This is a genomic window from Streptomyces sp. SID3343, from assembly GCF_009865215.1.
In the GTDB taxonomy this organism is placed as follows: domain Bacteria; phylum Actinomycetota; class Actinomycetes; order Streptomycetales; family Streptomycetaceae; genus Embleya.
Window position 1 is genome coordinate 1 of record NZ_WWJX01001077.1, and the last position, 23,044, is coordinate 23,044.

The window sequence follows — 23,044 nt, forward strand, 5'->3', positions numbered from 1 at the left end:
GTGCACGATGCCCATGTGGGCGTCGGGCCGGCCGGCGGGCGCGGCCAGGAACGCGCGGACCGCCTCGGCCGCCGCGCGCTCGGCGAGCGGACCGTGGCCGAGCCCGTCACACAGCAGCAACGTGGTCCGTTCGTCGTCGCGGCGCACCGCGTACGCGTCCCCGCACACCGTCTCGCCGGTGATCGGCCGGGTCAGACCGGCCACGTCGTCGGCCCACGGGGCCGCGCGCCGGTCGAGACGAAAACGCAGCACGAGGGTGGTGCCGCGGCCGGGAATCGAGTACAGGTCGGTGTCGTCGGCGAGCCGGAAGATCCCGCCCAGCCCGATGCCCAGGGTGCCCGCGGTGGAGTTGCCGTCCAGGCTCGCCCATGCGACATCGGGAATCCCCGGGCCGCTGTCCGTCGCCACCAGTTCGATCCCGCCGGCCTCGCCGGCGTGAACCGAACGCAGCAGCAGGGCGCCGTCGTCGGCATGGCGGTGCACGTTGAAAGCCGCCTCCTGGACGGCGATGCCGATCTCCTCGACGCGAGCCGCGGGGTAGCCCATCCGGGTCGCGAGCGCGGTGGTGGCACGGCGGACGGCGCTGGGCATGCCGGCGTCACCGTGCCGGAACCACGCGAGGTCGTCGGCCGTGGGAAAGGCATGCGAACGGGGCACGGCGGAGACCTCCGAGGAGACGGCGGCGGACGGGTGCGGCATCACTGCCCCGTCCGTGTCCGCGCATGCCCGCCCGTCGGGTGTGGGCACGATCACCGTGACCATTTCACGATCTCGATGACGGTTCCCTCGCCGACGACGGACTCCAAGGTGAAATCCTCGACGAGTCGGCGGGCCCCGCTCAGACCGAGACCGAGGCCGCCGCCGCTGGTCCAGCCGTCGGTGAGGGCGAGTTCCGTGTCCGGGATGCCCGGGCCCCGGTCCCGAAAGCACACCCGCACCCCGCGTCGGCGACCGTTGTCGACGACCGTCATCTCGGCCTCGCCGCCTCCGCCGTAGACGAGCGTGTTGCGGGCCAGTTCGCTCGCCGCGGTGACCAGTTTCGTCTGATCGACCAGGGACAGTCCGATGCGCTGGGCGCACTCGCGCACGGCCTGCCGGACCCGTACCACGTCGTCGTTGCCGGCGATGGGCAGACGGGTGCCCTGTTCGACCGAGTCGTCGTCGTGTGCACCGGTGGGGGTGATCGTCATCGGCCGATCGAGTCGGGGCGATGGGACACGCCGTAGCGCTCCGTGCGCCGTCGGGCCAACAGGGCGAGGCCCTTCTCCAGATCGAGCGCGGTGTGCACGCCGCCCATCGACAGGCCCAGTTCGACCAACGTGATGGCCACGGCCGGACGCATGCCGACCACGACCGTCTCGGCGTCGAGCATGCGCGAGACCGCGGCGATCGTGGCGAACATCCGCCCGATGAACGAGTCCACGATTTCGACCGCGGAGATGTCGATGGCGACGCCGTGCGCGCCCGTCTCCACGATCCGCGCGGAAAGATCCTCCTGGAGCGCCAAAACGCTCTCGTCCTGGAGGTCGAATTGGATCGACACCAGGAGGACGTCACCGATCTTGAGGATCGGAACGCGTTCCATCACTGCCCCTGCCTATGACCCATGCCCCGAGGGATCTCCAGACCACCGCGCCGCAACGCGTGCGCGAGGGCGTCCGCGAGGGACGACTTGGTGGTGATGTCGCCGAACTCGATGCCCAGCGCCACGATCGTCTGCGCGATCTGGGGGCTGATTCCCGAGATCGTGCACTCGGCGCCCATCAGTCGGGCCGCGACGACGGTCTTGAGCAGGTGTTGGGCGACCTGGGTGTCCACCGCCGGGACTCCGGTGATGTCGATGATCGCCTGCTCGGAACCGGTGTCCACGAGCGCCTGGAGCAGCTTCTCCATGACGACCTGGGTCCGCGCCGAGTCGAGGGTGCCCACGAGCGGGACCGCGACGACGCCGTCCCACAGCTTCACCACGGGGGTGGACAGTTCGAGCAACTGCTCCGACTGGTCGGCGATGATCTCCTCGCGCATCCGGGAGTAGGTCTCGAACGTGAACAGACCGAACCCGTCGAGCACCCGCGCGAGCCAACCGGCCACGGCCCAGGTCTCCAGCGAGGCCGAGCGTTCGGCGAGCTCGAAGATGGCGTCCTTGAGCGCGAACACGCTCACGGCGGTCTCCGACGGGGTGAACCCCTGCCGGGCCCGATTGCGCGAGAGCTCCGTGAGCAGCGCCCGCAGTTCGCCGAAGCCGTCCGTGCCCACTCCGGGCACCGCGCCGGTGTCCGCGTCGGCCGCCAGGCCGGTGAGCAGCGCGCCGAAAAGTTCGCGCAGTTCGCGTTGGGTTTCCTTGCCGCCGATCCGGCCGCGCAGGGTTGCCACGACAGCTGCCGACCAGCGCTCGGTCAGCGTTTCCTCGTGCGACTTGAGCAGCTCGATCGCCTGCTGCCGAGTATTCATGTCGCCTTGCGTCACCACGTCCCCCACTTCGCGTCCTTGCAGCGTCGTCCTTGTGGGCCGAAGCGTAATCCATGGCGCCGGGTCGTCTCGGAGCTCGGTGGTGGCGGACCTTCGCCGGCGGTCGCGAGGGACCTTCTCGGGTGGCCTCGGCGGACCTCTGCCCGGTGGTCTCGGCGGGCCTCCCTCGGTGGTCGCGACGGACCTCCCCCGCAGGGGTGGTGGACCTTCCCCCACATACAACAATAAGGTAAGCCTTACCTAAACTTCCGTAGGGGTGGTCTGTTTCGCCACGGGCACACCCCTGTCTCCTCAACCCCGGAGCACCTCATGGCCCGTCCTCTCCGCCCCTCCCCGTCCACCCGGCGGCGTGCCGCCCGGCTCCTCGCCGCGGCGGGGGCGGCCGGCCTGCTGCTGACCGGCTGCGGCTCCTCCGACGACGACAAGAAGTCCGACCAGGACGCCAAGACCCCCGCGTCGGCCGGCGCGCCCGCGGGTGGGGCCGACGCGGGCAGCGGCACCCGCACGGTCAAGGACGCGGCAGGCACGGCGGTCCAGGTGCCGGTCGCCCCCAAGCGGATCGTGACGCTCACCCAGGAAGACCTCGACGCGCTGCTCGCGCTCGACGTCAAGCCGGTCGGCATCACCAACGGGCAGGGCCTGGACAAGCCGCCGGCCTACCTCGCCGACAAGGTCAAGGGCATAGACGTGGTCGGCAACCTTCTCCAGCCGGTGATGGACAAGGTGATCGCGGCCAAGCCCGACCTGATCCTGGCCGGCGACATGCAGGACGAACAGGTGCTCAAGCAACTGCGCAAGATCACCCCCGCGACGCTCGTGACGATGGCCCCGACCGACGACTGGAAGCTGTCCTTCCGCGGCATCGGCAACGCGGTCAACAAGCTGGAGCAGGCCAACAAGGCGATCACCGACTACGAGGCCAAGGCCAAGAAGACCGGTGAGCAGATGACCAAGAACAAGGGCGCCGCGATCAGCATCGTGCGCTGGAACCCCAACGGGCCGAGCTGGATGGAAAAGCGCCAGTTCGCCAGTGGCGTCGCCCTCGACATGGGCCTGACCCGGCCCAAGGCGCAGGACAAGGACGGCAACGCGCACACCCCCGCGCTGAGCCTGGAGAAGATCAACGAGATCGACGGCGACTGGCTGTTCCTCAGCTCGCTGACCTCCGACGGCGCCGCCGCGCTCAAGGAGATCCAGGACAAGCCCGCCTACAAGGAGCTGAACGCGGTCAAGAACAACCACGCCGTCACGGTGGACGGTTCGGTGTGGTCCACCCGCGGCGGCCCGCTCGCCGCCGACGTCGTACTGACCGACATCGACAAGGCGCTCAGCGCGGCCTGACGCACCGTCACCACTGGCCCCGGAGACGCGCGCACCACGCCTCCGGGGCCGCCCCGGTTTCCCTCGCCGGCCCGCTCGCCGGCGCCCGACCGCCGCACCGAAAGCGAACCGCATGACGGACTCACCGACCCTGACCGAGCTGACCCGGGCCGCCGCCGAAAAGCCGGACGCCGTGGCCGAGTTCTGGGCCCGGATGGCCGCCGAGGGCACCCCGCTGATCGAGCCCGACCCCACCGACCCCGACGCTCGTCTGGTCACGTTCCTGTGGCGGGACGACCCGGCCGCGCCCGCGAACGACGTGCTGGCGATCCTGCACACGATCACCGACCGCGACCGCCACGCGGGCGACCTGACACCGCATCTGATGCGGCGGATCCCCGGCACGGACATCTGGGCGCTCGGCCGGCGGCTGCCCGCCGACCTGCGCGCGTCGTACCAGTTCTTCGTCGGCACCGGGCCGCGCGCGGACACCGTGCGCACGGATCGACCGGGGTGGCTGCGGGTCCTGGATACCGCCGTACCGGATCCACTCTCCCGGACCCCCGAGTTGGCCTCGCGGGACGGCCGCAACCCGTCCTCGGTGCTGGAGTTGCCCGCCGCGCCGGCGCAGCCCTGGGTACGCCGCCGGCCCGACGCGCCGCGCGGCGGCCGAGTGGACACCACGGTCGACGGCCGTCGGGTGAGCGTGCTCACCCCCGTCGAGCCGCCGGGCGAAACCCCCTACCGCGTCGCCGTCGTGCTCGACGGCGACATGTGGGGCTCGGTGCTCGACCTCGACGCGACCCTCGACAACCTGCACGCCGACGGGCTGATCCCGCCGACGGTGACCCTGCTCGTCGACACGATGGGCCGCGATCGACGGATGACGGACCTGTCCTGCAGCGAGGAGTTCGTCGACTGGATCGCCGACGTGCTGCTGCCGTGGGCGGGGGAGCGGCACGGCGTGTCCGCCGACCCCGCGCACACCGTGATCGCGGGCCAGAGCGCGGGCGGCCTCACCGCCGCCTTCGCCGGGTATGCGCGCCCGGACCGGTTCGGCAACGCGCTGTCCCAGTCCGGGTCCTTCTGGTGGCCGGACCCGGACGAGGGCAACGACGGTCCCGAGTGGCTGACTCGCCGCTTCGCGGCGGGCGAGCGCCGCTCGATCCGGCTGTACGTCGAGGTCGGTCTGCTGGAGTGGATGCTCGTGGCCGAGAACCGCCGCCTTCGCGACGTACTGCTCGAACGCGGCTACGACGTCACCTACACCGAGTTCGACGGCGGCCACGACTACGCGTGCTGGCGAGGTGGCCTGGCCGTCGGACTCGTCGAACTGCTGTCAACCGGCGGCTGACGCGCCCGCGGCATCGTGCCGTCGCTTTCCGTCGCCGTCCGGGTCGCTCCGGCTCGCGCCCTGGTCCTCGTCCTCGTCCTTGTTCTCGTTCTCGGGCTCGTCCTCGTCCTCGGGGAACGGCGGTGGGCCGGGGGCCTCGCGCGGTAGTCGCAGCGCGAACAGCGCGCCCACCGCGACGAGTGCGGCGGTCAGCAGGATCGCCGCGCGATACGGACCGGCCTCGGTCGCGTCGTGGCCGCCGGAGCCGCCGAACGCCTCGATCACCGCGGCGCCCGCGGCGATGCCCAGTGAGCCACCGAGGGTGCGGACGATGGTGAACAGGCCCATCGCGTGCCCGATGTCGGCGGGTTCGATGTCACCGAAACCCGAGATCTGCACGGTGAGCACGGCCGTACCCAGCACCAGACCCACACAGAACATCAGCGCCCGCACCGCCCACGTGTGCTCCGCCACCCCCGGGACGGCCAGCGCCGCGAACACCAGCGCGGCCGGTACCAGCGCGGACGTGGTGAGCAGGCGTGGGCCGAACCGGGGCAGCAGCCGGTCCACCACCTGGGACGCGAGCATCAGGCCGACAGCCTCGGGGAAGACGCCGAGCCCCGCGTCCAGAGCCGACGCGCCGAGCGCCGCCTGGTAGAGCAGCGGGAAGACGAACAGCACACCCATCAGCCCCGCCGACGTCAGCAACGCGAGCATCGTCGCCGGACCGAAGGCCCGGTCGCGGAGCAGGTGCAGCCGCAAGAGCGGCTCGGGAGCCCGCAGTTGCTGCGCGAGGGCGACGACGAGCAGCCCGAGCCCCACCGTCCCGCAGGTCGCGATGCCCGGCGACGTCCACCCCTGCGACGGGCCGAACCCGAGCGCGTAGGTGAGCAAACCCAGTGTCGGCGTGGTCAGCGCGAACCCGGTCCGGTCGAACGGACCGACCACGCCCTCGCGATGCTCGCGCAGCCCGAACAGGCCGAGCAGCACGGCGGCCACCCCGATCGGCACGTTGACCAGGAACAGCCAATGCCAGGAAAGGTGTTCGGTGAGAAACCCGCCGAGGGGCGGCCCGAGCGCCGGCATCAGCGCGGTCGGCACGATCAGTACCTTCGCGAGCTTGACCCGCTCGTGCGGCGCGAACGCGCGGAACAGGATGGTCATGCCGACCGGCGTGAGCAGGCCGCCCGCGAGGCCCTGGACCACCCGGGCGAGTACGAGCGTGTCGAGGTTGTGCGCCGCGCCGCACGCCGCCGAGGCCGCGGTGAAGGTCGCGAGCGAGCCCAGGAAGACCAGTTTGGTACCGAACCGGTCGCCGAGCCGACCCGCGATCGGCAGCGCCACCACGAGCGCGACCAGGAACGCGATCTCGACCGTGTTGGCGGCCACGGCCGGCTCGCCGAAGTCGTCGGCGATGGTCAGCAGCGCCGGGTTGACGATCGTCGAGTCCAAGCCGTTCATGCACATCGCGGCGGTGTAGACGATCACCACGATCAGCGCGTTGACCCGGGCCGAACCTCGGACCGGTTGCCCGTGGCCCTCGACGGCCAAGCCCTGCCCGTCGCCCTCGACGGAGGAGGCCCGTCCGTCGCCCTCGGCGCAGGAGTCGCCGGTCACCGCGGTGCCGGCGCGAGGTCGGTCCAGTGCGCGGATATCCAGTCCAGCGCGTCGGCCCGCGGGCACGGCCCGTGGGCGATGGTCCACCCGGCGGGCACGGCGGCGAAGCCGGGCCACAGCGAGTGTTGGCCGACGCCGTTGACCAGGGCGAGGAATTCGCCGTCGGCGTCGAAGGGATTCGAGGGTGCGTCAGCCATGGGTGCGGTGCTCCAGCTCGGTCAGGCGGTCGGCCACCACGCGCGCGATCCGCGCGATCGGGCCGGGAAGGGTCATGTCCTTGTGCGAGCAGGCCACGTCCGTGTTGTCGATCCGACCGGTCACGTACGGGGCCCAGGTCTCGGGAGTGAGGGTGTCGTCGATGGTGTCGACGGTGGCCCGGAAGAAAAGCACGTCGCCGCGGAAGACCCGGTGGTCGAAGCCGCGCACGAGGTGATTGGTGTTGAGGTAGATGTCGTTGAGCGCCACGATCGTCGCCTCGTCGAGCCCGGCCAGCGGGCTGCCCTCGCGGCGCAACACCGCGATCACCTCGGCGAGTTCGAACGGGCGCCCGGCCAGGATCTCCGGCCCGTAGCCACCCATCGTGAGCAGTGCCTCCAGCGCCTCGGCCAGATCCGGCACCGGCAACTCCCGGAAGCCCTCCGCCGGATAGGCGTCCAGCACCGCGAGCAACTCGACCTCGTGGCCCAGGTCCTGGAGCCGGGTCGCCATCGCGTGCGCGATGATCCCGCCGGTGGACCAGCCCAGGAGCCGATACGGACCGACCGGCTGCACCTCGCGCGCGCGATCCACATAGTGCGCCGCCAACTCCTCCAGCGTGCGCGGCAGCGGCAGGGCGGCGGTCACCGGCCCCACCCCCTGCGCCTGAAGGCCGTAAAGCGGAACATCGGCGGGCAGATTGGCGATCAGGCCGGTGTAGCACCACGACAGGCCGCCCGCGGGGTGCACGCTGAACACGGGGGCGCGAGTCCCCTCGACCCGCAGCGGGAGCAGCACGTCGAGCGCGTCCACGTGGTGCTCGCTCGCGTCCAACGCCGCATCGAGCCCGGCGACGGTGGGGGCGCGGAAGATCGTGCCGATACCCACCTCGACGCCGAACGCCGCCTTGATCCGCCCGGCGAGCCGCACCGCGAGCAGCGAATGGCCGCCCAGGTCGAAGAAGTTGTCGTCCACGCCGACCGTCGGCACACCGAGCACGTCGGCGAGCAAGGCGCACAACAGCTCCTCGCGCGGCCCGCTGGGTGCGCGCCCGGTGGTCACGGCGCCGCCGAGGTCCGGAGCGGGCAGGGCCTTGCGATCGAGCTTGCCGTTGGCGGTGAGCGGCAGGCGGTCCACGACGACCACGGCCGAGGGCACCATGTGCACCGGCAGCAGCCCGGCCGCGTGCGCGCGCAGATCAGCGCCGCCGGCCGCGCCGGCCGTCACCACGTAACCGACGAGGCGTTGATCGCCCGGGGTGTCCTCGCGCAACACCACGGCCGCGTCCGAGACCTCGGAGTGAGCTGCCAACACCGCCTCGATCTCGCCGAGTTCGACCCGGAAACCACGGATCTTGACCTGCTGGTCGGCCCGGCCGAAATAGTCGAGCGTGCCGTCCGCGCGTCGCCGGGCCAGGTCGCCCGAGCGGTACATCCGCCGCCCGCGCTCGCCGAAGCGCTCGGCGTGCGGGTCGGCGACGAAGCGCTCGGCGGACAGCGCGGGGCGGCCGAGATAGCCGCGCGCGAGGCCCTCCCCGGCGACGTACATCTCGCCGATCACCCCCGGTGGAACGGGCTGGAGGTATGCGTCGAGGACGTACACCCGCAGGTCCGGGATGTTGACCCCGATCGTGCTCGCGGAGCCCGCGGCGGCCGACGCGCGATCGAGCGGGTGGTAGGTGACGTGCACGGTCGTCTCGGTGATGCCGTACATGTTGACGAGCCTGGGCGCGTCGTCGGGGTGCCGGTCGTACCAGTCGGCGAGCCGGGCCGGTTCCAGTGCCTCGCCGCCGAAAATCACGTAACGCAAGGCGAGTTCGCGCCCCGGGCGATCCCGGTCGGCGGCCACGAGCTGGTGGAACGCGGACGGCGTCTGGTTGAGCACGGTGACCCGCTCCCGGGCCAGCAGGTCCAAGAACTCTGCCGGGTCGCGGCTGACCAGGTGCGGGACGACGACGAGCCGGCCGCCGAAGAGCAGCGCACCCCACAGCTCCCACACCGAGAAGTCGAACGCGTAGGAGTGGAACAGCGTCCACACGTCGTCGGGACCGAAGCCGAACCAGTGGTCGGTCGCGGCGAACAGGCGCGCGACGTTGTGGTGCGTCACCGGCACGCCCTTGGGCCGACCCGTCGAGCCGGACGTGTAGATCACATACGCCGGATCGCCGGGCCGCAGCGGGCGCTTGCGCTGGTCCTGGGTGAGGTCGGAGGCGGCGTACGAGTCGGCCTCGGGGCCGTCGACCAGGATGCGCGGCAGGGCGTGCGCGGGCAGCCGACGGACGCCGGCCGCGTCGGTGAGCAACACGGCGGGCGCCGCGTCGCCGAGCATGTACGCGAGCCGATCGGCCGGGTAGTCCGGGTCGAGCGGGAGGTAGGCGGCGCCGGCCTTGGCCACCGCGAGCAGCGCGACCACCAGTTCGGGGGATCGCGGCAGGGCGAGCGCGACGATGTCGCCGGGGCCGATGTCGCGGGCGACCAGCAGGCGGGCCAGGCGGTTGGCCCGGGCCGACAGCTCCGCATGGCTCAGGGACAGGCCCGCACACGTGACGGCGATCCGCTCCGGGTGCCGTGCGGCGACCGCTTCGTAGCGGGCGACCAGCGTGGTCGCGCGCGTCGCGGTGGCGGTGGGGCCGACGTTGTACTCGACCAACGCCCGATGCAACTCGGCCTCGTCGAGCAACGGGAGCCGGCCGATCGCGAGGTCGGGATCGGCGACGGCCGCCGTGAGCAGCGCGGTGAGGCGGCGGGACAGCCCGGCCGCGTTGGATCGGTCGAAGAGGTCGGTGCGGAATTCGAGGAAGCCGGCCAGGCCCTCGCCCGGTACCTCGCCCACGTTGAGCGTCAGGTCGAACTTGGCCGTCCCCGACGGCACCGCGACCATCCGCGCGGTGAGCGGTCCGAGCGCGAACTCGGCGTCGGGCACGGACTGCCAGGCGATCATCACCTGGAACAGGGGGTGCCGGGCGAGCGAGCGAGGCGGATTGAGCTCGTCCACGACCCGGTCGAAGGGCACGTCGGCGTGGTCGAAGGCGGCGAGGGTGCCGGCGCGGACCCGGTCGAGCAGGGTGCGGAAGGTCGGCGCGCCGGACGTGTCGGTGCGCAGCACGAGCGTGTTGACGAAGAAGCCGACCAGGTCGGCGGTCGTGTCGTCGGCGCGGCCCGCGACCGGGGTGCCCAGGGGGATGTCCTCGCCCGCGCCGTGCCGGGTCAGCAGAGCGGCCAGGGCGGCCTGTACGGCCATGAACACGCTCGTCCCGGTGGCCCGGGCCAGGGCCGTGAGGCGGGCGTGGACCTCGGGCGCCAGGTGGAACGGCACCGTGTCACCGGCGTGGGAGGCGACGTCGGGGCGCGGTCGGTCGGTGGGCAGCACGATTTCGTCGGGCAGCCCGGCCAACGCGGTTTTCCAGTGGTCGAGTTGGCGACGGGCGAGCGGGGTGGGCGCCTGCGGGTCGCCGAGTCGGGCGTGCTGCCACGCGACGTGATCGACGTACTGCACGGGCAGCGGGGTGAATCGGGGGGCGCGGCCCGCGGCGCGTGCCGCGTAGGCGACGGCCAGGTCACGGGCGAGCGGCGTGGTGGACGCACCGTCGCCGGCTATGTGGTGGAGCAGCAGCACGAGGGTGTGCCGGTCGCCCCCGGCCGAGAACAGCGTGGTGCGCAGTGGCGGTTCGGTCGCGAGGTCGAAGCAGTGTCGAACGGCGGCGGTGATCGCCGCGTCGGTGTTCGAGGCGTCCGCGACCCCTGCGCCCGTAATCGCTGCGTCGGTGTTCGCGGCGTCGGTGTTCGAGCCGGCCCAGGGCTGGTGGCGTAGCTCGGGGCGGGCCTGTTCGGGCGTCAGGATCCGTTGGTAGGGCGTGTCGTCGTGCTGCGGGTAGATCGTGCGCAGCGTCTCGTGCCGCTCCACCAGGTCGGCGAGCGCGAGTTCGAGCGCGTCGCGGTCGAGTGGGCCGGTCAGGGTGAGCACGAGCGGGATGTTGTAGGTGGGACTGGGCCCTTCGAGCCGGTGCATGAACCACAGACGCTGTTGGGCGGGCGACAGCGCAAGCCGATCGGCGGTCCGCGCGACGGGTTCGAGCGGGAGCCGTGTCTCGGCGGCCGACGCCACGCCGACCGCCTCGGCCGCACCGACGGCCTCGGCGAGTGCGGCCGGGGTGGGCGCGCGGAACACGTCGGCGAGACCGATCGGCGCGTCGAACGTCTCCCGGATGCGCGCCGCGAGTCGGGCCGCGAGCAGCGAATGGCCGCCAAGTTCGAAGAAATCGGCCTGCCGGAACGGGAGTTCGGACAGCCCCAACACGGACGCGAAGAGGCCGGACAGAATCTCCTCGCGGGGGCCGCGCACGGCGTCCTGCGGACCGGCCGCGGCCGGCTCGGGGTCGGGCAGCGCGCGGTGGTCGATCTTGTCGTTGTGGGTGCGCGGCAGCGCGTCGAGCACGAGCACGGCGGCCGGTACCAGGTGCTCGGGCACCCGCTCGCCGACGTAGGCGCGTAGCGCCTCCGGGGTGGGATCGGTGCCGTCGGCGGCCACCACGTAGGCCAGCAGCCGCTTGCCGTGTGCGGCGTCGCGAGCGATGACCGCGGCCTGGGCCACATCGGGATGCGCGGCCAATACCGCCTGGATTTCGCCGGGTTCGATCCGGAAACCGCGGATCTTGACCTGCTCGTCGGCTCGCCCGAGCAGTTCGAGGGTGCCGTCGGCCCGCCGCCGGGCGAGGTCGCCGGTGCGGTACATCCGCCCGCCCGGGTCCCCGTGCCGGGCGCCGAACGGGTCGGCGACGAAGCGCTCGGCGGTCAGGTCGGGCCGGTCGAGGTAGCCGCGGGCCAGGCACGCGCCCGCGATGTGCAACTCGCCCGTCACCCCGGGCGGGGTCGGTCGCAGCGACGCGTCCAGGACGTAGGCACGCGAGCCGCGGACCGGGCGGCCCGTGCCGTCGGGCCCCCAGAAGTAGGCGTCGACGGTCGTCTCGGTCGGCCCGTACAGGTTGATCGGCCGGCTGCCCGCGATGGTCGAAAGCCGGTGCCACAGCGGCTCGGGGACGCTTTCGCCGCCGACCACGAGCACGGCGGGGTGGTGCCGGTCCGGGGCCAACAGGCCCTCGGTGATCAGCGCCTCGGCGTAGGTGGGCGTGACGTCGAGGTAGTCGACGCGGTGCTCGTGTACGTAGGCGACGAGCGACGTGGGGTCACGGTAGGTGGCGTCGTCGAGCACGTGCAGTTCGTGGCCGTGGACCAGCCACAGAATCGGGTCCCACGACGCGTCGAACGCGAACGACGCGCTGTGGGCGATCCGCAGCCGGTCTCGGCCGGTGCGGGTGACGGCGGGCCCGATGTGGTCGGTGCCGTGGCCCGCGCACAGATTGGCGAGCGACGCGTGGGTGACCACGACGCCCTTGGGACGGCCGGTCGAACCGGAGGTGTGGATGACGTATGCGGCCTGCTCCGGGCGCGGGGCCTCGGGCGCGGTGTCGGGGCGGGTGGCGAGTTCGGCCCGGGTGGCCGGGGTGTCGAGCAGCAGGGTCGGGATGTCGTGTGGCGGCAGGCCGGCGACGGTGTCGGTGGTGGCGATCACGCACCCGGGTCGGGTGTCGTCGAGCACGTCCGTGATGCGCTGCGCGGGGTGGCCGAGGTCGACGAACTGGCAGACGCCGCCCGCCTTGAGCACGGCGAGCAGCGCGACCACGGTGTCGGGGCCGCGGCGCAGCGCGATCGCCACCGGGGTCTCGGCGCGGACGCCGGCGGCCAGGAGCTCGTGCGCGAGGCGGTTGGCGGCGACCTCGACCTCGGCGAACGTCCGGGCGTCGGTGGCGGTGTCGGTGCCGGTGGCGGTGCCGGTGGCGGTGCCAGTGGCGGCGGGATCGGGATGGGGACGGGGATGGGCAACCCCGTTGGTGGCGACGCCGGATCGGACCGCGATCAGGTCGGGGGTGCGGGCGGCCTGGCGGCGGAACAGCTCGGGAATCGTTGCGGTGGGCGCCGGTTCGGCGCGCCCCGCGGTGGCCCGATGCAGTTCGTCCTCGTCGAGGAGGTCGATGCCGGCGATCGAACGGCTCGGACGGCCGGTCCCGTCGGTCCCGTCGGTTCGGTGAGCGCCGCCGACACCGCCCGTGCCGTCGCCGCCGTCGAGCAGCAGCGCGGTGAGCGCGTCGAGGTAGCGGCGCAGGCCCTGTTCGTGGTCGGCGAGGGCCGCCTCCGAGTAGCGCGCGGCGTTGGCGTCGAGCCCGATCCGCAGGCCGCCGTCGGAGGTCGGCACCACGCCGACGGCGAGGTCGTCCACCGGCCCTGCGGCGAGGTTGTGCACGGTGCCGGTCGACGTTCCGAAGTCCAGATCGCCCTCGAACGCCTTGATGTTGACCATCGGCCCGTGCAGCGCCCGATCGCCGCCGGTCAGCCCCAGGTCGCGGCGCACGTCCTCGTGGCGGTAGCGCTGGTGGCGTCGGGTGGCGCGCAGTTCGAGCACGACGCGGCGCAGCAGTTCGGCGCCGGTGTCACGCGGGCGTACCGCGATGCGCAGCGGCAGCACGTTGACCGTCATCGCGGGGGTGCGCAGCGCGGTTGGGCTGCTGCGGTTGAGCAACGGCAGGCCCAGCACGACGTCGTGGGTGCCGGTGACGCGGTGCACGTAGCCGGCGGTGGCGGCGATCACCAGTTCGGCCCACGTGGCCTTGGCGACTGCGGCGGCCGCGGTGAGCCGCTCGTGTTCGACGGCGGACAGTTCGATCGCGCGGCGGTGGATCGCCCTCGTGGGCACCAGGGTTGCCGGCTGCGCGGACAGGGTGGTCGGCTCCGGGCGGTCGGCCAGGCGGTCGAGCCAATAGGCACGGTCGCGCCCCCGGGCGGCGTCGGCGCGATACGCGTTTTCCTCGTCGACGAGTTCGGCCAGGCCGGCGAACGGGGTCGGGGCGGGCTCGGCGCCGGCTTCGAGCGCTGCGTACACCTCGGCGACGCGTCGGTCGATCAGGGTCAGCGCGTAGGCGTCGACCGCGATGTGGTGCACACGTCGGTACCACCAGTGGCAGTCGTCGGCGACGCGGAACAGCGCGTGCGCCACGAGTGAGTCCGCGGCGAGGTCCAGCGGTCGCGCGAGGTCGGCGTGCATCCACGCGTCGGCCTCGGCGCGCGGGTCGGCGGCCGAGCGCAGATCGAAGCGGGGGAGCGGGCGGTCGGACGCGGGACGAACGTGTTGGGTCGGGGCGCCGTCGGGCCCGGTGGTGATCGCGAGCGCGAGCGTCTGCGCCTCGTCGCCGACCCGGAGCAGGGCCTGCTCGAACAGGTCGGCGTCGAGGGGCCCGCGGATCTCGACGCGGTCACCGGTGTTGTAGCCGGCGTCGTCGGGCGCGAGGGCCTGCGCGTAGAGGATCCCGGCCTGGGCGGCGAGCAACGGCAGCCCGTGGTGGGCGCGTTCGTTCGGATCGGCGAAGTCGGGTGCCTGGGGATCGGGATCCGCGACGGGGTGGTCCACGAGAGTCTGGGCCTGATGGTGACGCATGGTGTGAGGGCTCCCGGGGCGCGACGACAGGCAACACGTGCCGGGCACCCGGCACGGGAAGTTAGGTAAGCCTAAGCTATATTCCTGGGGTCTGTCAGTGGTTGGCAAGAACCTCGACGAACCGGAGCAAACGACATGATCGTGACCGATTCCCGCGCCGGTGAGGTCGGCGGCGTCGACAAGGCCGCGCTGCGGCGCCGGGTCGAGGAGCACCGGGCCGACCTGCTCGCGCTCGGTCGTCGCATCCACGCACACCCCGAGACCGCGTTCGCCGAGCATCGGGCCGCCGCGTGGTGCGCGGACGTGCTGCGCGAGCACGGGTATTCGGTCACCGCGCCCGCCCACGGCCTCGACACCGCGTTCGTGGCGACCATCGGCTCGGGCCCGGTGACGGTGGCGCTCGCATGCGAATACGACGCGCTGCCGGGCCTGGGCCACGCGTGCGGGCACAACCTGATCGCCGCGGCGGGCGTCGGCGCGGCGATCGCGCTCGGCCCCGACGCCGATCGGCTGGGCCTGACCGTGCGCGTGGTGGGCACCCCCGCCGAGGAACGCGGCGCGGGCAAGGCCCTGTTGCTGGAGGCGGGCGCGTTCGACGGCGTGGACTTCGCGATGATGGTGCACCCGTGCCCGTTCGAGGTGGCCGAGTTCCACTCGTTCGCGCTCGGCACGCTCTCCGTCGAGTACACCGGAACGGCCGCGCACCCGAGCCTGAATCCGCAGGACGGTCGCAGCGCGGCCGACGCGCTGACGGTGGCTCAGGTCGCCCTCGGCCTGCTCGGCAGGCAGTTGCCGGCGCACTGGAAGGTGCACGGAATCACCACGGGCGCGGGCAGTTCGCCCAACGCGGTCCCGGATCGGGCCACCGCCGAATACGAGATCCGCACGTCGGACGCGGCCGACCTGGCGGAACTGCGAACCCGGGTCGAGGCGTGCTTTCGGGCGGGCGCGCTGGCGATCGGATGCGATGTGGCGCTGACCCGCCCCGAACCGGACTACCTCGACTTTCGTACCGATCCGACGCTGATCGCGCTGTGGCGGGCCAACGCGCGCGAACTCGGCCGCCCGGAGCCGATCGAGCGCGACGCGTTCGCGTGCACGGACATGGGCAACGTGTCGCACGTGGTGCCCTCGATCCACCCGGTCCTGGACATCTCCGGCGGCTCGTGCGGCCCGCACGAGCCGGAGTTCGTCGCTGCGGCGATATCCCCCGAGGCCGACCGCGCGTTGCTCGACGGCGCGGTGGCGATGGCGTGGACCGCCGCCGACTACGCGCTGCTGCGCCGGGCCGAGACGACGGGGACGGACGAGGGAGCGACCTGAGGGACCGGCGTGCCCCCACCGCGGTGCGGAGCGGCGGGGGCACGCCGACGCTAGGCGCGAGTGGCCGACGAGCGGCCCAGCAGGACCCACAGCAGGAACGGGCCGCCCAGCACCGTGCTGACCACGCCGACCGGGATCTCCGTGCCGTCGAGGGCGATGCGGCCCAGCGTGTCCGCGAGGACGATCAGGATCGCACCGACCAGCATCGAGGCCAGGATCGGTACGCGCAGCGGCCCGGCGAGGCGGCCCGCGATCACCGGCGCCGCGAGCGCGATGAAGCCCACCGGGCCGCAGATGCCCACCGCCAGGCCCGCGAGGCAGACCGCGGCGATCAGGCACACCATGCGGATTCGCGCGGGGTCGACGCCGAGCGAGGACGCGGTCGAATCGTCGAAGCGCAGTACGTCGAGCCGGCGCCCGAGCACGAGCGCGAGCGGGACGAGCACCGCGAGTCCGATGAGGACCGGCACCGCGACGTCGTAGCCGCGGCCGTTGAGGCTGCCCGACGTCCACACGTACAGCGCGCTCGACGAGTTGAGCGAACGCCGCGACAACACCACCTGGGTGATCGCGGACGCCAGCGCGGACAGTGCCAGGCCCACCACCAGGACGCGGTAACCGCGTTGGCCCAGACCGCCCGCGACGGTCGTGACGACCAGGACCGCGACGACCGCGCCGATCGGACCCGACCACCACGCGCCGAACGTCCCGCTCGCGCTGAACGTCACCGACAACAGGACGGCCGCGGTCGCGCCGTCGTTGACCCCGAGCAACTCCGGGGTGGCGAGGCGATTTCTGGCCAACGTCTGGGTCAGGCAGCCCGCGACGCCGAGCGCCGCGCCGGCGGCGACGCCCGCGATGATCCGGCCGAGCCGGAAGTCCTGCACGAGCAGCACGTCGAAGTGGTCGCCGGTGCCGAAGACCGCGCGGAACGTGCGGGCGAGTCCCATCTCGCTCTGTCCGGCGTACACCGACAGGACCACGGCGGCGACCAGCGCGCCGCCCAGCACGATCGTGGTGAGCACGGATCGAGTCGGCAGCAGCAGTGAAAGCCCGCCTCGACGCACCACCACGTGCTCGGGGCGATCGTGCCAACGCCGGGGCAGCCGGGCCGAGATCCGGCGCGCGAGCGAGACGTGGTCGGTACGCGCCGCGCTCTCGGCGGTGGCCGGGTCGTCGGTCAGGCCCATCGCGCCGAGCCGTTGCGAGCGCACGACGCCGATCAGCAGCGGCGCGCCGATCAGCGCGACGATCACCGACACCGGCGCCTCGAACGGGCGCGACACGACCCGGGCGGCGATGTCGGCGGCGGTCAGCACGGCGGCGCCGATCAGTGCCGCGAACAGGATTTGCGCGACGATCCGCGGCCCGACCAGGGTGCGGGCGAGGAAGCCGGCGAGCAGACCGAGGAACGAGATCGGGCCGACGAGGGCGACCGCGGAGGCGGTGAGCAGGGTGACCGACAGGGCGACCAGGACCCGGGTGGTGGACGGCCGGTGGCCCAGACCGCGGGCGAGGTCGTCGCCCAGGACCAGGGCGGACAGCGGGCGCGAGACGAACAGCGCGAGGACGAATCCGACCGCGAGCACCGGCGCCAGGCTGCCGAGCGACTCGAAGCCCTGGATGCCGGCCAGCGAACCCAGCACCCAGAAGCGGAAACTGTCGTACGCCTCGGCCGAGTTGACGATCAGCACATTGGTGATGCCGCCGAAGGTCGCGCTCAGCGCCGCGCCCGCGAGCACCAGGCGCATCGGCGAACCGCCGCCGCGCTGCCCGGAGATCAGCAGCACGAGCCCGCCGGCGACCGCCGCGCCGGCGAACGCCCAGACCAGGTAGCCGAAACCGGTCTGTACGCCGAGCAGGGTGATCCCGAGCACCACACCCAGCGAGGCCCCGGCGTTGACGCCGAGCAGCCCGGTCTCGGCGAGCGGATTGCGGGTGACGGTCTGGAGCAGGCACCCGGCCGTGCCGAGCGCGGCACCGGCCAGCAACGCGGTGAGCGTGCGGGGCAGTCGCAGGTCGTGCACGACCAGCCGCAGATGCGCGTCGTCGCGGGCGCCGTTGCGGCCGAAGAGGTAGTCGAAGGCATCGCTCGGGCCCACCTCGCCCGCCCCGATCGACAGCGAGACGCCGGTGAGCACGATCACGGTCGCGATCAGCACGATCGAGCGGACGAGCAGCGGATGCCGGCCGCCGGGGCCGATCGGCGCGACTTCGGCCCCGGGAGCCTCCACGGCCGGGCCTTCGTACGTGCCGTCCGGTTGTCTCGTAATCGGCTGATGCACAGTCATAAGGTGAGGCTAACCTAACCGTTAGCGTCGATTCGATAGTCCGTGCGGCATCGACCCGATGATCGAGTTAGGTTAGGCTCGCCTAAGTATCGATCGGGTTGTGCTTTGTCGAGGGGAATTTCGTGCAGCCATCAGACCTCGCCGGCCGCATCGCGCTGGTCACCGGAGCCGCCCAGGGCATCGGCGCCGCCGTCGTTCGCGGCCTGGTCGAGCACGGCGCGATCGTCGCCGCCACCGACCGCGATCCGATCGGCGTCAAGAAGCTCGCGGCCGAGTACGAAACCGGCCGCGTCGTCGCCTACCCACTGGACGTCACCGACGTCGCCGCGGTCGACGCGACCGTCACCGCGATCGAGCGCCACCTCGGCCCGATCGCGATCCTGGTCAACGTGGCCGGCGTGTTGAACACCGCACCGGTGGTCGAACTGACCGACCGGGCCTGGGCCGACACGTTCGCCGTCAACACCACGGGCGTCTTCCACACCAGCCGCGCGGTCGCGCGCCCGATGCTCGAACGCGGCGCCGGCAGCATCGTCACCGTCGGATCCAACGCGGCCGGCGTGCCGCGCACCGGCATGGCCGCCTACGCGGCGTCCAAGTCCGCGGCGACCATGTTCACCATGTGCCTGGGCCTCGAACTCGGCCGCAGCGGCGTGCGCTGCAACGTCGTGTCACCCGGGTCCACCGACACCCCCATGCAACGCGCCATGTGGACCGACCCCGACGCGCCCCACCGCGTCGTCGAGGGCGACCTCGCGTCCTACCGCACCGGAATACCCCTGGGCCGGATCGCCGACCCGGCCGACATCGCCGACGCCGTCGTCTTCCTGGCGTCGGACCGGGCCCGACACATCACGATGCACAACATGTACGTCGACGGCGGCGCGACGCTGCACGTGTGACGGGGCGTCACCGGCGGCCCGGACGCCCCACGTTCGGGCCGAACCCGACGTCGTCGAACCACCCGCCGAAGCCACCACCCGACGCACCGCCACAGACCACGACCACACAACCCAGGTCCACCACCGCACCCCACCACCGCACCCCACCCACCCGACAGCGCAGCCCGGCACAGCGCCGCACCGCGCGCAACACCCCCCCACGCCCCACTCGGCCCGTCCCGCCGAGTGGGGCCCCGCCCGTGTACCCGACTCGCCACTCGCCCGGGTACGGAAATGGAGCTCCAGGTGACGACCCCCGAAGCCACCGGCCTAGCCACGGTGGGTGCGGCGACCGCCCTGCTCGACGCCTATCGGCCCGGCACCGCGCGCTTCCTCGCGTCGCCCACCCGCACCGTGCTCGCCCACGGCACCCAGGCCGAAGTCGCGCACGACGAACGCCCGTTGGCCGCCCGAGTCGCCGCCACCCTCAAAGCCGCGAGCCCCGTCGGCGGCCGACCCCCGATCGTGCTCGGCGCGATCCCCTTCGACCAGAGCGCACGCGCCGCGCTCGTGGTCCCCGAGACCGTCGACTACGGACCGCCGCTGTCCGCCGACCCGCTGATCGCCCTCGCCGCGCCCGAACCGGCCGACGCCGACTGGGACATCCGCCCGGTGCCCGCTCCCGAGGTGTACCGCGCCCGAGTCGCCGAGGCGGTGAACCGGATGCGTGACGGAGCATTCGACAAGGTCGTGCTCGCCCGCACGCTCGAACTACGCTCGTCCGCCGCGCTCGACATACCCGTGATGCTGCAACGCCTGGCCCGCCGCGACCCGAACGGCTACACGTTCGCGGTCCCCGGCGTCGAGCCCGGGCGCACCCTGCTCGGCGCGAGCCCCGAACTGCTCGTGTCCCGACGCGGCGCCCACGTCGTCGCCAACCCGCTGGCCGGCTCGGCCAAGCGCAGCGACGATCTCGCCGAGGACGTACGCCGCGCGATGGCGCTCCTGGAATCCGCGAAGGACCTGCACGAACACGCCGTCGTGGTGGCCGCCGTGCGCGACGCGCTCGCGCCCTACTGCGACACCCTGGAGATACCCGAGCAGCCCACCCTCGTGTGCACCGCCGCGATGTGGCACCTGTCCACGACCGTGACCGGCACGCTCGGGGAACACCGCCCCTCCGCGCTGGAGTTGGCGTGCGCACTGCACCCCACCCCGGCCGTGTGCGGCACCCCGACGACGCTCGCCCGCGCCACGATCGCCGAGCTCGAACCGTTCGACCGAGGGCTGTACACCGGCATGGTCGGCTGGGGCGACCTGGACGGCGACGGCGAATGGGTCGTCACCATCCGCTGCGCCGAGGCCGACGCCGACACCCTGCGCCTGTACGCCGGGGCGGGCATCGTCGAAGAGTCCTCGCCCGACGCCGAAACCGCGGAGACCGAAGCCAAGTTCGGTACCTTCCTGCACGCCGTGGCAGGCCGCCGATGAACGCCGCCACCCCCACGTGGCCCGCCGAGTTCGCCGCGCGCTACCGCGACCGGGGCTGGTGGCGCGGCGAGACCTTCGGCGGCATGCTGCGCGAGCGCGCCGCGGCCCACCCCGACCGGATCGCGATCGTCGACGGCGACCGCCGGCTGACCTACCGCGACCTCGACGAGCGCGCCGATCGCCTCGCGGCCGGCCTGCTCGCGCGCGGCATCGCCAAGGGCGACCGGGTCGTGCTCCAACTCCCCAACACCGCCGAGTTCTTCGACGTGGTCTTCGCCCTGTTCCGGATCGGCGCGCTTCCGGTCTTCGCGCTGCCCGCCCACCGCGAGACCGAGATCGCGTACTTCTGCGCGTTCGCCGAAGCCGTGGCCTACGTGATCCCCGACGTGCACGAGGGCTTCGACCACCGCGAGTTGGCCGCCAAAGTGCGCGCGAGCACACCGACGCTGCGGCACGTCCTGGTCGTCGGCGACCCCGGCGAGCACACCGCGCTCGCCGACGTGACCGCCCCGCCCGTCGAGATCGCCGACCCGCCCGCGCCCGGCGACCTCGCGTTCCTGCAACTGTCCGGCGGCAGCACCGGCGTGCCCAAGCTCATCCCGCGCACGCACGACGACTACATCTACTCGCTGCGCGGCTCCAACGAGATCTGCGCGGTCGACGCCGACAGCGTCTACCTGTGCGCGCTGCCCGCCGCGCACAACTTCCCGCTCAGTTCACCCGGCACGCTCGGCGCGCTGTACGCGGGCGCGCGCGTCGTGCTGTGCCCCAGGCCGAGCCCCGATGTCGCGTTCGCGTTGATCGAGCGGGAGCGGGTCACCATCACCGGCATCGTGCCGCCCCTCGCGCTGGCCTGGACCGAGGCGGCGCAACGCGGCGGGGTCGACCTGAGCAGCCTGCGCGTACTGCTCGTCGGCGGCGCCAAGTTCAGCGAGGAGGCCGCGCGCCGGATCCGACCCGTGTTCGACTGCACGTTGCAGCAGGTGTTCGGGATGGCCGAAGGGCTGGTCAACTACACGCGCCTGGACGACCCCGAGGAAATCGTGGTCACCACGCAGGGCCGGCCGATCTCGCCCGACGACGAGATCAGGATCGTCGACGACGCCGACGTAGACCTGCCCGTCGGCGCGACCGGCCACCTGCTCACGCGCGGCCCCTACACGATCCGCGGCTACTGGAACGCCCCCGAGCACAACGCGAAGTCCTTCACCGCCGACGGCTTCTACCGCACCGGCGACGTGGTCCGGGCCATCGCGAGCGGACACCTCGTGGTCGAGGGCCGGGCCAAGGACCAGATCAACCGGGGCGGCGAGAAGGTGGCCGCCGAGGAGGTGGAGAACCACATCCTCGCCCACCCGTCCGTGCACGACGTCGCGATCGTCGCGGTGCCCGACCCGTATCTGGGCGAGCGCACGTGCGCGTACGTGATCCTGCGCGAGGGCGCGGCACCGCTCAAGCCGGTCGCCATCCGCAGGTTCGTCCGCGAGCGCGGCGTCGCCGGCTACAAGGTGCCCGACCACGTCGAGTTCGTCGACACGTTTCCGTATACGGGCGTCGGCAAGGTCAGCAAGAAGGACTTGCGTGCCGCCATCGCCGCCGGACTCGCCGGGCGCTGACCCGCCGCACTCGCCACACCCGCGCCACTCGCCACCCCCGCCACCGTGAAAGGCCGCCCAACCCCCATGGCACTGCCGAAGATCGCCCCGTATCCGATGCCCGACGCGGCGGATCTGCCGACCAACCGCGTCGACTGGACCGTCGACCCGGCGCGCGCCGTGCTGCTCGTGCACGACCTGCAGAACTACTTCCTGTCCGCGTTCGAGCCGAACGCGTCGCCGGTGACCGAACTGCTCGCCAACGTCGCGCGGATCAAGGCGGACTGCGACCGACTGGGCATCCCCACCGTCTACTCCGCCCAGCCGGGCGGCCAGACCGCCGAACAGCGCGGCCTGCAACAGGACTTCTGGGGGCCGGGCCTGCCCGACGACCCGCACGCGGCGGCGATCGCGGAGCCGGTCGCACCGGGCCCGGCCGACATCGTGCTCATTAAGTGGAAGTACAGCGCGTTCGTGCGCACCGACCTGCGAGCCCGGATGCGCGACCTCGGCCGCGACCAACTCGTCATCGTCGGCGTCTACGCGCACATCGGCGTGCTGACCACCGCGTGCGACGCGTGGATGCAGGACATCCGGGCCTTCGTGGTGTCCGACGCCGTGGCCGACTTCACCCGGGACAACCACCACGGCGCGCTGCGCTGGGCCGCCGCGAACTGCGCGGTCGTCACCGACACCGACCGTCTGTTCGCCGGAAAGCAGGACACCCCATGGCACTGACTCTCGACCTCATCCGCGCCGACGTCGCCGACATTCTCGGCGAGGACCCGGCCGACATTCCGGTGGACGAGAACCTCGTCGACTACGGCCTCGACTCGATCCGGGTGATGGCCCTCGTCGGCCGCTGGGCCGAAACCCACGGCGTCGACGTCGACTTCGCCGCCTTGGCGCAACGCCCCACCCTGGAGGGCTGGACCGAACTCCTGGGCGAGAGCGGCTGATCGGCGCCCGCGCACCCGGGCGACGGCTCGGCGATCAACGCGCGGAGGACGAACCGCTCGACCCCGCGAGCAGGCCGACGGGCAT

16 protein-coding genes are annotated in these 23,044 nt (G+C 72.5%); 8 read left to right on the plus strand and 8 right to left on the minus strand.

Annotation, left to right across the window (positions count from 1 at the left end; translation table 11 throughout):
* The 4 genes from GT354_RS33580 to GT354_RS33595 all read right to left on the minus strand — a co-directional run.
* Positions 1–657, minus strand: a 657-nt coding sequence (locus GT354_RS33580; protein WP_161360141.1) for an ATP-binding protein, incomplete at its 3' end; no start/stop codon positions are given.
* A gap of 92 nt (positions 658–749) precedes the next feature.
* On the minus strand, positions 750–1,190 hold the full coding sequence (locus GT354_RS33585) for an anti-sigma regulatory factor (protein ID WP_161360142.1): 441 nt from the start codon (positions 1,188–1,190) through the stop codon (positions 750–752).
* A complete protein-coding gene (locus GT354_RS33590; RefSeq protein ID WP_161360143.1) occupies positions 1,187–1,588 on the minus strand; it encodes an STAS domain-containing protein in 402 nt (133 codons plus the stop codon). The genes GT354_RS33585 and GT354_RS33590 overlap by 4 nt, the downstream gene beginning before the upstream one ends.
* Complete coding sequence (locus tag GT354_RS33595) at positions 1,585–2,451, minus strand: STAS domain-containing protein (protein ID WP_161360144.1); 867 nt, start codon at positions 2,449–2,451, stop codon at positions 1,585–1,587. The genes GT354_RS33590 and GT354_RS33595 overlap by 4 nt, the downstream gene beginning before the upstream one ends.
* A 327-nt stretch (positions 2,452–2,778) precedes the next feature.
* Here GT354_RS33595 and GT354_RS33600 point away from each other — a divergent pair, with 327 nt between their 5' ends.
* The gene (locus GT354_RS33600; RefSeq protein WP_161360145.1) at positions 2,779–3,810 is read left to right on the plus strand and encodes an iron-siderophore ABC transporter substrate-binding protein; all 1,032 of its coding nucleotides are present in this window, start codon (positions 2,779–2,781) and stop codon (positions 3,808–3,810) included.
* A 112-nt stretch (positions 3,811–3,922) separates the two neighbouring features.
* Positions 3,923–5,143 carry an enterochelin esterase gene (gene fes / locus GT354_RS33605; protein WP_161360146.1) on the plus strand — a complete coding sequence of 407 codons (1,221 nt, stop codon included), beginning with the start codon at positions 3,923–3,925 and terminating at the stop codon, positions 5,141–5,143.
* On the opposite strand, the gene GT354_RS33610 is transcribed toward fes, so the two are convergent.
* From GT354_RS33610 to GT354_RS33620, 3 genes are all read right to left on the minus strand, one after another.
* Complete coding sequence (locus tag GT354_RS33610) at positions 5,129–6,673, minus strand: DHA2 family efflux MFS transporter permease subunit (protein WP_237535737.1); 1,545 nt, start codon at positions 6,671–6,673, stop codon at positions 5,129–5,131. The two genes, fes and GT354_RS33610, sit on opposite strands and share 15 nt — an antisense overlap.
* A gap of 62 nt (positions 6,674–6,735) precedes the next feature.
* The gene (locus GT354_RS33615) at positions 6,736–6,936 is read right to left on the minus strand and encodes an MbtH family protein (RefSeq protein ID WP_161360147.1); all 201 of its coding nucleotides are present in this window, start codon (positions 6,934–6,936) and stop codon (positions 6,736–6,738) included.
* Complete coding sequence (locus GT354_RS33620; protein ID WP_161360148.1) at positions 6,929–14,419, minus strand: non-ribosomal peptide synthetase; 7,491 nt, start codon at positions 14,417–14,419, stop codon at positions 6,929–6,931. The genes GT354_RS33615 and GT354_RS33620 overlap by 8 nt, the downstream gene beginning before the upstream one ends.
* A 141-nt stretch (positions 14,420–14,560) precedes the next feature.
* Between GT354_RS33620 and GT354_RS33625 the strand changes: the two genes are divergently transcribed.
* A complete protein-coding gene (locus GT354_RS33625) occupies positions 14,561–15,742 on the plus strand; it encodes an amidohydrolase (protein ID WP_346012296.1) in 1,182 nt (393 codons plus the stop codon).
* A gap of 50 nt (positions 15,743–15,792) precedes the next feature.
* Here the strand turns inward: GT354_RS33625 and fhuB are convergent, their stop codons facing one another.
* A complete protein-coding gene (fhuB, locus tag GT354_RS33630; protein ID WP_161360150.1) occupies positions 15,793–18,033 on the minus strand; it encodes a Fe(3+)-hydroxamate ABC transporter permease FhuB in 2,241 nt (746 codons plus the stop codon).
* Between the two features lie 122 nt (positions 18,034–18,155).
* Here fhuB and GT354_RS33635 point away from each other — a divergent pair, with 122 nt between their 5' ends.
* The 5 genes from GT354_RS33635 (at position 18,156) to GT354_RS33655 (ending at position 22,959) form a co-directional block, all read left to right on the plus strand.
* Entirely contained in the window at positions 18,156–18,935 is a 780-nt protein-coding gene (locus GT354_RS33635) for a 2,3-dihydro-2,3-dihydroxybenzoate dehydrogenase (RefSeq protein ID WP_346012297.1), read from the plus strand.
* Between the two features lie 285 nt (positions 18,936–19,220).
* Complete coding sequence (dhbC, locus tag GT354_RS33640; RefSeq protein ID WP_346012298.1) at positions 19,221–20,405, plus strand: isochorismate synthase DhbC; 1,185 nt, start codon at positions 19,221–19,223, stop codon at positions 20,403–20,405.
* Positions 20,402–22,021 (plus strand): (2,3-dihydroxybenzoyl)adenylate synthase, encoded by a 1,620-nt coding sequence (locus GT354_RS33645; protein WP_161360152.1) that lies wholly within the window; start codon positions 20,402–20,404, stop codon positions 22,019–22,021. The genes dhbC and GT354_RS33645 overlap by 4 nt, the downstream gene beginning before the upstream one ends.
* Before the next feature lie 66 nt (positions 22,022–22,087).
* Entirely contained in the window at positions 22,088–22,738 is a 651-nt protein-coding gene (locus GT354_RS33650) for an isochorismatase family protein (protein WP_161360153.1), read from the plus strand.
* The gene (locus tag GT354_RS33655) at positions 22,729–22,959 is read left to right on the plus strand and encodes a phosphopantetheine-binding protein (RefSeq protein WP_161360154.1); all 231 of its coding nucleotides are present in this window, start codon (positions 22,729–22,731) and stop codon (positions 22,957–22,959) included. Before GT354_RS33650 ends, GT354_RS33655 begins: the two co-directional genes overlap by 10 nt.
* The last annotated feature ends 85 nt before the right edge of the window (positions 22,960–23,044 follow it).

Bases quoted from the DNA above. Each gene is read 5' to 3' on its own strand.
- GT354_RS33585 (WP_161360142.1), bottom strand. From the start codon at position 1,190: ATGACGATCACCCCCACCGGTGCACACGACGACGACTCGGTCGAACAG.
- GT354_RS33595 (WP_161360144.1), bottom strand. From the start codon at position 2,451: ATGAATACTCGGCAGCAGGCGATCGAGCTGCTCAAGTCGCACGAGGAA.
- GT354_RS33600 (WP_161360145.1), top strand. From the start codon at position 2,779: ATGGCCCGTCCTCTCCGCCCCTCCCCGTCCACCCGGCGGCGTGCCGCC.
- fes (WP_161360146.1), top strand. From the start codon at position 3,923: ATGACGGACTCACCGACCCTGACCGAGCTGACCCGGGCCGCCGCCGAA.
- GT354_RS33615 (WP_161360147.1), bottom strand. From the start codon at position 6,936: ATGGCTGACGCACCCTCGAATCCCTTCGACGCCGACGGCGAATTCCTC.
- GT354_RS33620 (WP_161360148.1), bottom strand. From the start codon at position 14,419: ATGCGTCACCATCAGGCCCAGACTCTCGTGGACCACCCCGTCGCGGAT.
- fhuB (WP_161360150.1), bottom strand. From the start codon at position 18,033: ATGACTGTGCATCAGCCGATTACGAGACAACCGGACGGCACGTACGAA.
- GT354_RS33645 (WP_161360152.1), top strand. From the start codon at position 20,402: ATGAACGCCGCCACCCCCACGTGGCCCGCCGAGTTCGCCGCGCGCTAC.
- GT354_RS33650 (WP_161360153.1), top strand. From the start codon at position 22,088: ATGGCACTGCCGAAGATCGCCCCGTATCCGATGCCCGACGCGGCGGAT.
- GT354_RS33655 (WP_161360154.1), top strand. From the start codon at position 22,729: ATGGCACTGACTCTCGACCTCATCCGCGCCGACGTCGCCGACATTCTC.